Here is a 13,390-nt window from a genome sequence, read left to right as displayed (position 1 = left end):
CCGTCCACCCCGGCGACCGGCCCGCCGCCAGCGCCCCCGCGTACGCCCCCGGATGCTTCACGTTCCACCAGCGCACCCCGCCCACGTGCGAGTGCGCGCCGGGTCCCGCGCCCCACCAGTCGGCGCCGCGCCAGTACAGTTCGTTGTGGAGGCAGCGGCCCGCCTCCGAGGTGGCCCAGTTCGACACCTCGTACCACTCGAACCCCGCGGCCGAGAACGTGTCCTCCGCGATGAGATACCGGTCCGCGTGGACGTCGTCGTCGGTCATCGGGACCTCGCCGCGCCGGATGCGACGGGCCAGCTGCGTGCCCTCCTCGACGATCAGCGCATACGCGCTGACGTGGTCCGGGCCGGCCCCGATCGCCGCTTCCAGGGACGCCCGCCAGTCGTCGTCGGACTCCCCCGGGGTGCCGTAGATGAGGTCCAGGTTGACGTGCTCGAAGCCCGCCGCCCGGGCCTCCGCCACACACGCCTCCGGGCGGCCCGGGGTGTGGGTGCGGTCGAGCACCTTCAGTACGTGCCGGCGCGCGCTCTGCATGCCGAAGGAGATCCGGTTGAAGCCGCCCTGGCGCAGGGTGGCGAGATACGCCGGGTCCACCGACTCGGGGTTCGCCTCCGTCGTCACCTCCGCGTCCGGCGCCAGACCGAACTCGTCACGGATCGCCGCCAGCATGCGGACGAGGTCGTCCGCGGCCAGCAGGGTCGGCGTACCGCCGCCGACGAACACCGTGCGGACCTGGCGCGGGTCGTCGCCGAGCACCTTGCGGGCGAGGCGGATCTCGTCGATCAGGGTGTCGGCGTAGTTGTCGCGGGAGGCCAGCACACCGCCCGTGCCGCGCAGCTCGGTCGCCGTGTAGGTGTTGAAGTCGCAGTAGCCGCAGCGGGTCGCGCAGTACGGGACGTGCAGGTAGAACCCGAGGGGGCGGGCTTCGGCCCCGGCGAGCGCGGACGCGGGGAGCGTGCCGTCGTCGGGGACGGGCTCGCCGTCGGGGAGTGCGGAAGGCATGCCTTCCATTGTCCAGCACCCGCGGGAGTCACTCGGCCTGGAGGACCAGCAGCGCGAGATCGTCCTCGGGCGGCCGTACGCCGAACTCGTGCACCTGCCGTCGGATGCGCTCCGCGATCAGCGCGGCGGTGAGCCCGGCGCACCCGGTGAGTGCCGTCGCGAGGCCGTCGCCGTCGTCGAACTGGCGGGGGCCGCAGCGTCGCTCCGTCACCCCGTCCGTGACGGCGAGCAGGGTGTCGCCGGGCCGCAGCTCGAAGGTCTCGCTGGTGTACGTCTCGTCCTCGACGACCCCGAGCAGGGTCTGCGGCCGGGCGGCGGTGCGGACCTCGCCGCCCGCGCCGAGGAGCAGCGGCAGCGGATGCCCCGCGGAGGCGAGGGTGCAGCGCACCCCGCCGTCGAAGGGGGCCAGCTCGCCGTAGAGGAGGGAGAGGAAGCGGGTCTGGGGGCCGTCGCCGGTCAGGGACTGGCCGCCCGCGGCGATCAGGGCGCGGGCGGCGGCGTCGGCGGCCTCCGTGGCGTCGTCGAGGAGCAGTTGGTTGAGGCGGTCCAGGACGTCGGCGACGCGGTAGCCCTCGCGGGCGAGGAGCCGCAGCCAGGGGCGGGCCAGGCCGATCACCACGGCGGCCTCGGGGCCCTTGCCCTGGACGTCGCCGACGGCGAAGCACCAGCGGCCGTCGCCGGCCGGGAACAGGTCGTAGAAGTCGCCGCTGGGGCCGCCCTTGTCGCACGGTTCGTACACCAGCGCGCTGCGCATCCCGGGGATCTCCGCGACCGCGCCGGGCAGCAGTCCGCGCTGGAGGACGGCGCTGATGGTGGCCTGGCGGGCGTACTGGCGGGCCGCGCCGACGGCGAGGGCGACCCGGCGGCCGAGGTCCTCGATCAGGCCGGTGATCTCGTCGGGGAAGCGCAGCAGCCCGGACCGTCCGATGACGAGCGTGCCGAGCGGCCGGCCGCCCGCGATCAGCCGGTACGCCAGTGCCGTGCCGTGCGCCCCGTGCGCGCCCAGCGCGTCGCCGGGCCAGGGGAACGGCACGGGCCCGGAGCGGGGCGGTTCCACGGGTCTGGGCGGGTCCTTCTCCAGGGCCTGGCGCAGGTCCTCGATACGGCTCTCGTGGCCGTGCCAGACGCGGGCGAGCCGGGGGCCCGAGCCGCCGGTCCCGTCGACGCCCCAGACGCCGCCGCGCCCCATGTGCTCGTCCTCCAGCCACACCGCGCACCAGTCGGCGAGCCTGGGCACGATCAGCTGCCCGGCGAGGGCGGCGACCAGGTTCTCGTCGAGCTGTCCGGCGAGCAGGTCGGAGGCCTCGGCGAGGAAGGACAGCGCGCCTCGGTCGAGCCACTCCCGGTCGCGTTCGGCGCGCAGGGGTTCGGGGGCGAGGACCCCGGCGAGCTCCAGCCCGTGCACCCCCGCGCACGCCCCGTCGTCCCCGCCCGTCCCCACGGCCGCGCTGTCCTCCTCGGTCAGCCGCGCCCACACGGTCTTGGTGCCCTTGCGGTAGGTGATGCCCCAGGACTCGGCGAGGGCGGCGACGAGGCGCAGTCCGCGCCCGTACTCCGGTGTCCCGTACGACTGTTCGCCCGCACTGTCGCGCGGGGCCCGCGAGGGGTGCTGGTCGCTGACCTCGACGACGAGGGCACCGGTCGCGTTCTCCAAACGGCACTCCAGATCGACGTCGGTGCCGGCGTGCACGACCGCGTTGGTGACGAGTTCGCTGACGACCACGACGGCGTCGTCGGCCAGTCGGCCGGTGAGCGGTTCCGTGCCGGTCAGGCCGAGTTCGGTCCATTCGGAGAGGGCGGCACGCAGGAGTGCGCGGGCGGCGCCCGGCGCGAGGGAGCTGCCCACCAGGGTGGCGTGCGCCCGGGCGTACGGAAGCACACTCACGTGCACAGGGGCATCAGAAGCACCGGGATCGGTCTCCCGTTGCGCCGGAATGGCCCCCATGTCCCGCTCCCCGAGCAGTTCGGACGATTACGCCTCGGTCAGTGCGGACAGAGTGACAGACTGGCCACGCCCATAAGCGCCGAGTTACCGAAGTGGGCCGCCATGAGTGAGAACAGTGCTACGCGTGTGCTCGAAGACGGACAGAAAGACGACCATATTCGAGCATCGGATCTGCGTCCGCTGCTCGCCGCGATGACGGCCGCCCGGGACGGGCACTTCGCGAAGGTGACGGAGACCGGCGTCCACGGCGTCACGGCCGAACTGGCCGCGATCTTCAATCAGCTGGTCGACCGGAACGTCCACTTCACCACCGAGATCCAGCGGGTGAAGAGGGAGTTGGTGCGGCACGGCCGGCTCGACGAGCGGCTCTCGCCGAGCCCCGGAGCGGGCGCCTGGGCGTCCCGGGTCAGCGATGTGAACCAGCTGCTCGACGCCCTGGTGGCCCCGGCGGCGAACGCGACCCGGGTCCTGGACGCGGTGGCCGGCGGTGATCTGACCCAGCGGGTCGACCTGCACGACGGCAACCGGCAGTTACGCGGCGATCTGCGGCGGCTGGGGCGGGCCGTGAACAAGATGGTCGACCAGTTGTCGTTGTTCACCGGCGAGGTGACCCGGGTGGCGCGCGAGGTCGGCACCGAAGGGCGGCTCGGCGGTCGGGCCAAGGTGCAGGGGCTGTCGGGAAGTTGGCGGGATGTGACCGAGGCGGTCAACACCATGGCGGCCCGGCTGACCGCCCAGGTGCGGGACATCGCCCTGGTGACCACGTCGGTGGCGCGCGGCGACCTGACCCGCTCGGTCACCGTCGAGGCGACCGGTGAACTGCTCGAACTGAAGCTGACCGTGAACACGATGGTGGACCAGTTGTCCGCCTTCGCCGACGAAGTGACCCGCGTCGCCCGCGAGGTCGGCACCGAGGGGCAGCTGGGCGGCCGGGCACAGGTGCGGGGCGTGTCGGGGGTGTGGAAGGACCTGACCGACAACGTCAACTTCATGGCGTCGAACCTGACCTCGCAGGTGCGGAACATCGCCCAGGTGACTACGGCCGTGGCGAACGGCGACCTGAGTCAGAAGATCACCGTCGACGCGCAGGGCGAGATCCTGGAGCTGAAGTCCACCATCAACACCATGGTCGACCAGCTCTCCGCCTTCGCCGACGAAGTGACCCGCGTCGCCCGCGAGGTCGGCACCGAGGGCAACCTCGGCGGGCGCGCTCAGGTGCGGGGTGTGAGCGGCGTCTGGAAGGACCTCACCGACAATGTCAACTTCATGGCGGACAACCTGACTTCACAGGTGCGGAACATCGCGCTGGTCTCCACCGCCGTGGCCCAGGGCGACCTCGGCAAGAAGATCACGGTGGAGGCGAAGGGCGAGATCCTGGAGCTGAAGTCCACCATCAACACCATGGTCGACCAGCTCTCCGCCTTCGCCGACGAGGTCACCCGCGTCGCCCGCGAGGTCGGCACCGAGGGCAACCTCGGCGGCCAGGCGCAGGTGCGCGGTGTGTCGGGCGTCTGGATGGACCTCACCGACAACGTCAACTTCATGGCCCTGAACCTGACTTCACAGGTGCGGAACATCGCCCAGGTGACCACCGCTGTCGCCAACGGCAACCTCTCCAAGAAGATCACCGTGGACGCGCGCGGCGAGATCCTCGAACTCAAGGACACCGTCAACACGATGGTGGAGCAGCTGCGCGCCTTCGCCGACGAGGTCACCCGCGTCGCCCGCGAGGTCGGCACCGACGGCCGGCTCGGCGGCCGCGCCCAGGTGCTGGGTGTGTCCGGTGTGTGGCGGGACCTGACGGACAACGTCAACTACATGGCGGACAACCTCACTTCACAGGTCCGCAACATCGCCCAGGTGACCACGGCCGTCGCCAACGGCGACCTCTCCAAGAAGATCGACGTGGACGCCCGCGGCGAGATCCTGGAGCTGAAGACCGCCATCAACACGATGGTCGACACCCTCTCCTCCTTCTCCTCCGAGGTCACCCGCGTGGCCCGCGAGGTCGGCTCCGAGGGCCAACTCGGCGGCCAGGCAAGGGTCGAGGGCGTGTACGGGACCTGGAAGCGCCTGACGACGAACGTGAACGAGCTCGCCCTGAACCTGACCACCCAGGTCCGCGCGATCGCCGAGGTCGCCTCCGCGGTGGCCCAGGGCGACATGTCCCGCTCGATCACCGTGGAGACCCAGGGCGAGGTCACCGAGCTCAAGGACAACATCAACCTGATGGTGGCCAACCTCCGCGAGACCACCCGCGCCAAGGACTGGCTGGAGTCCAACCTGGCCCGCCTGGCCGCGCTGATGCAGGGCCACCGGGATCTGATGGAGGTCGCCGACCTGCTGCTGCGCGAGCTGACGCCGCTGGTGAACGCCCAGTACGGCGCGTTCTTCCTGGCCGACCCCGACGAGGACGGTGCCGCTCTGCGCACGACCGTTCCCGCGAAGGGCCTCGCGTTCATCGCCGGCTACGGCTCGGCGCAGGGCGCGACCGTGGAGACCGGGGGCCTCCCGGTGCACGGCCTGGTCAGGCAGGCCGCCCGTGAGAAGAAGCGGATCCTGGTCGAGGAGACCCCGCCGGACTACATCAAGATCAACAGCGGGCTGGGGGAGGCGGCGCCCACCAGCGTGGTCATCATCCCGATCCTCTTCGAGGACAAGCTCCTCGGGGTGATCGAGCTGGCGTCCTTCTCCCGCTTCTCCGACGTCCACCTCGCCTTCTTCGACCAGTTCGTGAACACCATCGCCGTCGCGATCAACACCATCATCGCCAACTCCCGTACGGAGTCCCTGCTCGGCGAGTCCCAGCGCCTGGCCCGCCAGCTCCAGGAACGCTCCGACGAACTCCAGAAGCAGCAGGCGGAGTTGCAGCGCTCGAACGCCGAACTGGAGGAGAAGGCAGCGCTGCTGGCGACCTCGTCGCAGTACAAATCGGAGTTCCTGGCGAACATGTCGCACGAACTGCGGACGCCGCTGAACTCCCTGCTGATCCTGGCCCGGCTGCTGTCGGACAACCCGGACGGCCATCTGTCCGACCAGGAAGTCCAGTTCGCGACAACGATCCACCGCTCCGGCTCGGACCTCCTGCAACTGATCAACGACATCCTCGACCTGTCGAAGATCGAGGCGGGCCGGATGGACGTACGCCCCAAGAAGCTGCCCCTGATCAAGCTGCTCGACTACGTCCACGCCACCTTCCGCCCGCTCACCCTCGACCGGGGTCTCGCCTTCGAGGTGACGGTCGGCGAGGACGTGCCGCGCGAGATGTACTCGGACGAGCAGCGGCTCCAGCAGATCCTGCGCAATCTGCTCTCCAACGCCATCAAGTTCACCGCGACGGGCCGGGTCGAGCTGCGTGTCACCCGAGTCACGGACACCGAGCACCCCTACGTCCGCGACAGCGGGCTGGTGATCGCGTTCTCCGTCTCCGACACCGGCATCGGTATCGCCGCCGAGAAACTCCCGGTGATCTTCGAGGCGTTCCAGCAGGCCGACGGCACCACCAACCGCAAGTACGGCGGCACCGGCCTCGGTCTGTCGATCAGCCGCGAGATCGCCGGTCTGCTCGGCGGCCGTATCGTCGCCCAGAGCGAGCCCGGCAAGGGCTCCACGTTCACGCTGTACGTCCCCGTCGTCAGCCCCGGCCACACCGCGACCGGCCCGACCCCCGAGGAACGCGCCCTGCCGGTGCCGGAACAGCTGTCGACCGAGCCCTTCACCTCCGCCGACGTGGACGACTCCTGGCCTACGCCCACCAAGCTGGAGGCGTGGAAGACGGGCCGGGCGGGCCAGGTGTTGCCCGGGCGGCGGGTGCTGATCGTCGACGACGACATCCGCAACGTCTTCGCGCTCACCCATGTCCTCGGCCGGGTCGGCATGCCCGTCCTCTACGCCGAGAACGGCCGGGAGGGCATCGAGACGCTGGAGCGCAACCCGGACGTCGAACTCGTCCTGATGGACATCATGATGCCGGAGATGGACGGCTACGAGACGATCGCCGCCATCCGCCGCACCCCGCGCTGGACGGGCCTGCCCATCGTCGCGCTGACCGCGAAGGCGATGCCGGGCGACCGGGAGAAGTCGATCGCGCGGGGCGCCAACGACTACGTACCCAAACCGGTCGACGTGGACCAGTTGCTGACCGTCGTGTGCGCGCTCCTGGACCCCGAGGGGGAGGACGACACCGAGACCGACGCGGAAACCGCCGTAGCGGAAGCGGACACGGCAGGGGAAGTGCCGGTCCCGCCGACGACCGAATGAGGCACAGTCACCATGAGCGCTGAGGCAACGACCGAAGAGCGCGCCAGCATCCTCCTCGTCGACGACATGGAGGACAACCTGGTAGCCCTGGAGGCCGTCCTGGGGTCCCTCAACGAGCCGCTCGTCCGCGCGCGTTCGGGCGAGGAAGCCATGAAGGCACTGCTGCGGCAGCAGTTCGCCCTCGTCCTGCTCGATGTCCGGATGCCGGGCATGGACGGCTTCGAGACCGCCGCGAACATCAAACGGCTCGACCAGACCAAGGACGTCCCGATCATCTTCCTGACCGGCGCGGAGGACGACTCCGGCTACGCCTTCCGCGGCTACGCGACGGGCGCGGCGGACTATCTGACCAAGCCGTTCGACCCTTGGGTGCTACGGGCGAAGGTGACCGTCTTCCTGGACCTACACCGCAAGAACGTACAACTGGAACGGCTGTTGGCCCAGCAGCAGTCGGACTACGAGGAAGTGGGCAGGGGTTTGGCCGCCCTGGAGAACGATTTGACGGACCCTCAACGCACTCAGGTGGTGGAGCTACGGCACCTGTTGGGAAAGCGCCGCGTGAACTGACCTGAAGGGGCGCGGGGAACTGCGCGACAAGCCACGAACCACCCGCAGCCGCCACACAGTCCCCGCCACCCGCTACTTACGCGCTACGCCTCGCGAGTCCCCTCGTACATCTCCTCGACGAGGTGCTTGGCTGCACCACAGCGGGGGACGACCCCCGCACCCCCAGCAGGGCCCGCGACATCCCCAGCCATCCGGTCACGCCTCGCGAGTCCCCGCGTACATCTCCTCGATGAGGTGCTTGTACTCCCGCTCCACGACCGGCCGCTTCAGCTTCAGGCTGGGCGTGATCTCGCCGTGCTCGATGTCGAGGTCGCGCGGCAGCAGCCGGAACTTCTTGATGGTCTGCCAGCGCTGGAGGCCCTCGTTGAGTTCCTTGATGTGGGCGTCGATCATCTCGACGGTGGCCGGCGCGGCCACGACCTCGGCGTACGACTTGCCGTCCAGGCCGTTCTCCTTCGCCCAGCCGAGGATCGACACCTCGTCGAGGGCGATGAGGGCGGTGCAGAAGTTCCGGTCGGCGCCGTGCACGAGGATGTTGGAGACGTACGGGCACACCGACTTGAACTGTCCCTCGACCTCGGTGGGGGCGATGTACTTGCCGCCGGAGGTCTTGAAGAGGTCCTTCTTGCGGTCGGTGATGCGGAGGTACCCGTCGGGCGACAGCTCGCCGATGTCACCGGTGTGGAACCAGCCGTCGGCCTCCAGGACCTCAGCGGTCTTCTCCGGCAGCCCGTGGTAGCCCTCCATGATGCCGGGCCCGCGCAGCAGGATCTCCCCGTCCTCCGCGATCCGCACCTCCGTGCCGGGCAGCGGCTTGCCGACCGTGCCGGTGCGGTACGCCTCGCCCGGGTTCACGAAGGAGGCGGCCGACGACTCGGTGAGGCCGTAGCCCTCCAGGATGTGGATGCCGGCGCCGGAGAAGAAGAACCCGATCTCGGGGGCGAGCGCCACGGAGCCGGAGACACAGGCGCGCAGATTGCCGCCGAAGGCCTCACGGATCTTGGCGTACACCAGCTTGTCGGCGACCGCGTGCTTGGCGGCGAGACCGAAGGGGGCGCTCGCGGTGCCGGTGCGGCGGAAGTTGTCCTGGGTGACCTTGGCGTACTCGCGGGCGACCTCGGCGGCCCAGCGGAAGATCTTGTACTTGGCGCCGCCGCCCGCGCGGGCCTTGTTGGCGATGCCGTTGTAGACCTTCTCGAAGATGCGCGGAACGGCCGCCATGTACGTCGGCTGCACGATCGGCAGGTTCTCGATGATCTTGTCGACACGGCCGTCGACGGCGGTGACGTGACCGACCTCGATCTGGCCCGAGGTGAGGACCTTGCCGAAGACGTGCGCGAGCGGCAGCCACAGGTACTGCACGTCCTCGGCGCCGACGAGTCCGGTCGCGGCGATGGCCTTGGCCATGTAGGCCCAGTTGTCGTGCGGGAGCCGGACACCCTTGGGGCGGCCCGTCGTACCCGAGGTGTAGATGAGGGTGGCGAGCTGGTCCTTGGTGATCGCGCCGACCCGCTCCTTGACGAGGTCGGGGTCCTTCTCCAGACGGGCCGCGCCACGGGCCTCCAGGTCGGCGAGGGTCAGCACCCAGTCGCCGGTCTCCACGCCCTCGGCGTCGATGACCACGACATGGGTGAGGTCGGGCAGCTCGGCGCGCTTCTCCTGCGCCTTGGCCAGCTGCTCGGCGTTCTCCGCGAACAGCACCCGGCTGTCGGAGTCGGAGACGATGAACGCGGACTCGTCGGCGTTGGTCTGCGGATACACCGTGGTGGTGGCCGCTCCGGCGCACAGGATGCCGAGGTCCGCGAGGATCCACTCGATCCTGGTCGCGGAGGACAGGGCGACCCGCTGCTCGGGCTGCACCCCGAGCTCGATCAGCCCGGCGGCGATGGCGTAGACCCGCTCGGCGGTCTGCCCCCAGCTCAGCGACTTCCAGTCGTCGGGGCCCTCACCGGAGGCCGAGGGCACGGGGTAGCGGTACGCCTCTGCTTCCGGTGTGGCCGAGACTCGCTCCAGGAAGAGGGTCGCCACGCTCGGCGGACGGTTCTCGATCAGGGTCTGTGTGTCGCTCACGACATCCTCCGGGGCCCGCGACAGTGCGGCGGCTGGCTCAGTGCGGCTGGTGACTCGACGGGGTGTTGTTTAACTCACGAGTAACTATCGAGTGGAGATCAGAGTAGAGCGCGACCGACGCCTATGTAAGGGGCGGCGGCCTGTCACTTTCTACAGAGCGCGACGCTACGCACGCGTAGGGGCCCGTCACGCTCACACGCGACAGGCCCCTATTTTCACGGGAGAACGGCGTTACTTCTTGCCCTTGCCGGAACCCGCGTTGTCGTCGCTGCTCAGCACGGCGATGAAGGCCTCCTGCGGAACCTCCACAGAGCCCACCATCTTCATCCGCTTCTTGCCCTCCTTCTGCTTCTCCAGGAGCTTGCGCTTACGGGAGATGTCACCGCCGTAGCACTTGGCGAGGACGTCCTTGCGGATGGCGCGGATGGTCTCGCGGGCGATGACCCGGGAGCCGATGGCGGCCTGGATCGGCACCTCGAAGGCCTGCCGCGGGATGAGCTCGCGCAGCTTGGCGACAAGCCGCACACCGTAGGCGTACGCCGCGTCCTTGTGGGTGACCGCGGAGAAGGCGTCCACCTTGTCGCCGTGCAGCAGGATGTCGACCTTGACCAGGCTGGAGGCCTGCTCGCCGGTGGGCTCGTAGTCCAGGGAGGCGTAACCGCGCGTCTTGGACTTCAGCTGGTCGAAGAAGTCGAAGACGATCTCCGCGAGCGGGAGCGTGTAGCGGATCTCGACCCGGTCCTCGGAGAGGTAGTCCATACCGAGCAGGGTGCCGCGCCGGGTCTGGCACAGCTCCATGATCGAGCCGATGAACTCGGAGGGCGCGAGGATCGTGGCGCGTACGACGGGCTCGTACACGTCGTCGATCTTCCCCTCGGGGAACTCGCTCGGGTTGGTGACCGTGTGCTCGGCGCCGTCCTCCATGACCACGCGGTAGACCACGTTGGGCGCGGTGGCGATCAGGTCGAGCCCGAACTCGCGCTCCAGCCGCTCGCGGATCACGTCGAGGTGCAGCAGTCCGAGGAAACCGACACGGAACCCGAACCCCAGCGCCGCCGAGGTCTCCGGCTCGTACACCAGCGCGGCGTCGTTGAGCTGGAGCTTGTCGAGGGCGTCGCGCAGCTCGGGGTAGTCGGAGCCGTCCAGCGGATAGAGCCCCGAGAAGACCATGGGCTTGGGGTCCTTGTACCCGCCGAGCGCCTCGGTCGCCCCCTTGTTGAGGGTGGTGATGGTGTCACCCACCTTGGACTGCCGCACGTCCTTCACGCCGGTGATGAGATAACCCACCTCACCGACCCCGAGCCCGTCGGCCGCCTTCATCTCGGGGGCCGAGACCCCGATCTCCAGCAGCTCGTGCGTGGCCCCGGTGGACATCATCCGGATCCGCTCGCGCTTGTTGAGCTGACCGTCGATGACACGGACGTACGTCACGACACCGCGGTAGGAGTCGTAGACGGAGTCGAAGATCATGGCGCGGGCGGGCGCGTCCTGGACGCCGACCGGCGCGGGGACGTCGGCGACCACCCGGTCCAGCAGCGCCTCGACGCCCAGGCCCGTCTTGGCGGAGACCTTGAGCACGTCGTCGGGGTCGCAGCCGATGAGGTTGGCGAGCTCCTCGGAGAACTTCTCCGGCTGCGCGGCCGGCAGGTCGATCTTGTTCAGTACGGGGATGATCTTGAGGTCGTTCTCCATCGCCAGGTACAGGTTGGCGAGAGTCTGGGCCTCGATGCCCTGGGCGGCGTCGACCAGGAGGACGGTGCCCTCACAGGCGGCCAGCGACCGGGACACCTCGTAGGTGAAGTCCACGTGCCCCGGGGTGTCGATCATGTTGAGGATGTGGGTCCTGCCCGGGTCCTCGGTCGGGGCCCAGGGCAGTCGGACCGCCTGGGACTTGATCGTGATGCCACGCTCACGCTCGATGTCCATGCGGTCGAGGTACTGAGCACGCATCTGCCGCTGATCGACCACTCCGGTCAGCTGGAGCATGCGGTCGGCGAGCGTGGACTTGCCGTGGTCGATGTGCGCGATGATGCAGAAATTGCGGATCAGAGCCGGGTCGGTACGGCTCGGCTCGGGCACATTGTTAGGGGTCGCGGGCACGCAGGGTCCTGTCTCTTGAGGCGCCTTGTGCCTCGGGTCGGATCGATACGTAGGCTCCATGGTCCCACGGCGGGCGACCGGGGACCGTTTTGGGCCGCCGCCCGACCCCCTGGTAGCCTGGGTGGCTGTGTCTCATGCCCTCTCAGCACGAGGCACACCCCAAGAAATCACCTGGCCCGGGCCCCGTGTGGTCCCGTGCCTGAACCTGAAAAGGCTCAATCAGTGGCGAACATCAAGTCCCAGATCAAGCGGATCAAGACCAACGAGAAGGCTCGGCTGCGCAACAAGGCCGTCAAGTCCTCCCTGAAGACCGCCATCCGCAAGGCCCGTGAGGCCGCTGCCGCGGGTGACACCGAGAAGGCCACCGAGTACCAGCGCGCTGCCGCGCGTCAGCTCGACAAGGCCGTCGCCAAGGGCGTCATCCACAAGAACCAGGCCGCCAACAAGAAGTCGGCGCTTGCTTCGAAGGTCGCGTCCCTCAAGGGCTGACACTCTCTGCCGATCTGATCTTTTTGACCTGATCGCCGGAAGGACCCAGAGCGGGCCCTCTCTCATCCGCTCCCACCCGGCACCCAGAGCTCGTACGCGGCCTGCGTTCGCCACGCGGGTACGAGCTCGAAAGCTTGGCCCGAAGGCCCCGGAGCCCGCCCTTCCCCAGGGCGGAAGCCGGGGCCTTCGGCGTGCGGTGTCATGACCAGAAGTCGTTGACCCTGTCGATGTCCTCGACACACTCGTCGAGATCGGTGGCCTTGTCCCCGACGATCCGGAAGACGATGCAGCTGTTCTCCTCCAGGCGCTTCCCCTTGCGTTCCGCGCTGAAGCGGTGCAGGGCGACGACATGGCCGCGGCCGTCGACCAGGAGACTGCGCAGCTCGGCACTCATCGTGCCGTTGGTCTCCTCGAACAGCCGACCGTACATCTCGATGATCGCGTCCTGCCCCTTGAAGTCCCCCGAGAGCGGGTGACTACCGGGCACATGCTGCGTACAGTCCGCGGTCATCAGACCACGCAAGGCATCCATGTCACCCCGCTGAAAGGCCTCGTACCCCTTACGGACGAGCACAGCGTGCGGATGTTCAGCCATGGCAACCGCCACCTTCCCGTTGCTCGGCGATATCGGCTGATGGCCCCGATTGTCCTCCCAGAGGGACACGCCGTCACGCGGATACGGGCCTTTCATCCCACCCGACAGGGGGCCGCACCCCTGAACGCCGGTCGGTGTTTTTCAGCCCGTCCGCGCCCCTGAACGCCGGTCGGTGTTTTTCAGCCCGTCCGGCGTTTGAGGACGAGGCCCTTTCGGGGCCGATGGGGGTCTGGGGGCGCAGCCCCCAGGGGTCGGGGTCGAAGGGGCAGAGCCCCTGGAGGATGGGACGGGTAGGGGCGGCGGGGGCGAAAACAGCCGACGCCGGCCACGGACGACCCGAGGCGAGACCCGCTACACC

General features: G+C 69.1%; 8 protein-coding genes. 3 read left to right on the top strand and 5 right to left on the bottom strand.

The features are described from left to right. Window positions 1-1,006 (bottom strand): radical SAM family heme chaperone HemW (hemW, locus tag HLK59_RS42835; RefSeq protein ID WP_171147078.1); only part of this gene is annotated, 1,006 nt, incomplete at its 3' end. Between the two features lie 28 nt (window positions 1,007-1,034). Beyond that, window positions 1,035-2,951 (bottom strand): ATP-binding SpoIIE family protein phosphatase, encoded by a 1,917-nt coding sequence (locus HLK59_RS42830; protein WP_171147077.1) that lies wholly within the window; start codon window positions 2,949-2,951, stop codon window positions 1,035-1,037. Between the two features lie 102 nt (window positions 2,952-3,053). Here HLK59_RS42830 and HLK59_RS42825 point away from each other — a divergent pair, with 102 nt between their 5' ends. After that, window positions 3,054-7,211 carry a HAMP domain-containing protein gene (locus HLK59_RS42825; protein WP_240982970.1) on the top strand — a complete coding sequence of 1,386 codons (4,158 nt, stop codon included), beginning with the start codon at window positions 3,054-3,056 and terminating at the stop codon, window positions 7,209-7,211. 12 nt (window positions 7,212-7,223) lie between these two features. After that, a complete protein-coding gene (locus HLK59_RS42820) occupies window positions 7,224-7,778 on the top strand; it encodes a response regulator (protein ID WP_171147076.1) in 555 nt (184 codons plus the stop codon). A 195-nt stretch (window positions 7,779-7,973) separates the two neighbouring features. Here HLK59_RS42820 and HLK59_RS42815 read toward each other — a convergent pair whose 3' ends face one another. Together HLK59_RS42815 and lepA are read right to left on the bottom strand one after the other, a co-directional pair. Continuing rightward, a complete protein-coding gene (locus tag HLK59_RS42815) occupies window positions 7,974-9,848 on the bottom strand; it encodes a long-chain fatty acid--CoA ligase (protein WP_171147075.1) in 1,875 nt (624 codons plus the stop codon). Window positions 9,849-10,079: 231 nt separating this feature from the next. Beyond that, window positions 10,080-11,948, bottom strand: coding sequence for a translation elongation factor 4 (lepA, locus tag HLK59_RS42810; RefSeq protein ID WP_171147074.1), 1,869 nt, complete (start codon window positions 11,946-11,948; stop codon window positions 10,080-10,082). Between the two features lie 222 nt (window positions 11,949-12,170). Between lepA and rpsT the strand changes: the two genes are divergently transcribed. Next, window positions 12,171-12,437: a 30S ribosomal protein S20 gene (rpsT, locus tag HLK59_RS42805; RefSeq protein WP_093909403.1), complete on the top strand. Its 267-nt coding sequence runs from the start codon at window positions 12,171-12,173 to the stop codon at window positions 12,435-12,437. A 199-nt stretch (window positions 12,438-12,636) separates the two neighbouring features. Here the strand turns inward: rpsT and HLK59_RS42800 are convergent, their stop codons facing one another. Then, window positions 12,637-13,032: a nuclear transport factor 2 family protein gene (locus tag HLK59_RS42800; protein WP_171147073.1), complete on the bottom strand. Its 396-nt coding sequence runs from the start codon at window positions 13,030-13,032 to the stop codon at window positions 12,637-12,639. Between the last annotated feature and the right edge of the window lie 358 nt (window positions 13,033-13,390).

It is taken from the genome of Streptomyces sp. S3(2020) (assembly GCF_013044505.1).
Taxonomy (GTDB): Bacteria; Actinomycetota; Actinomycetes; order Streptomycetales; family Streptomycetaceae; genus Streptomyces.
This window is presented reverse-complemented; position numbering and strand designations above follow the sequence as displayed.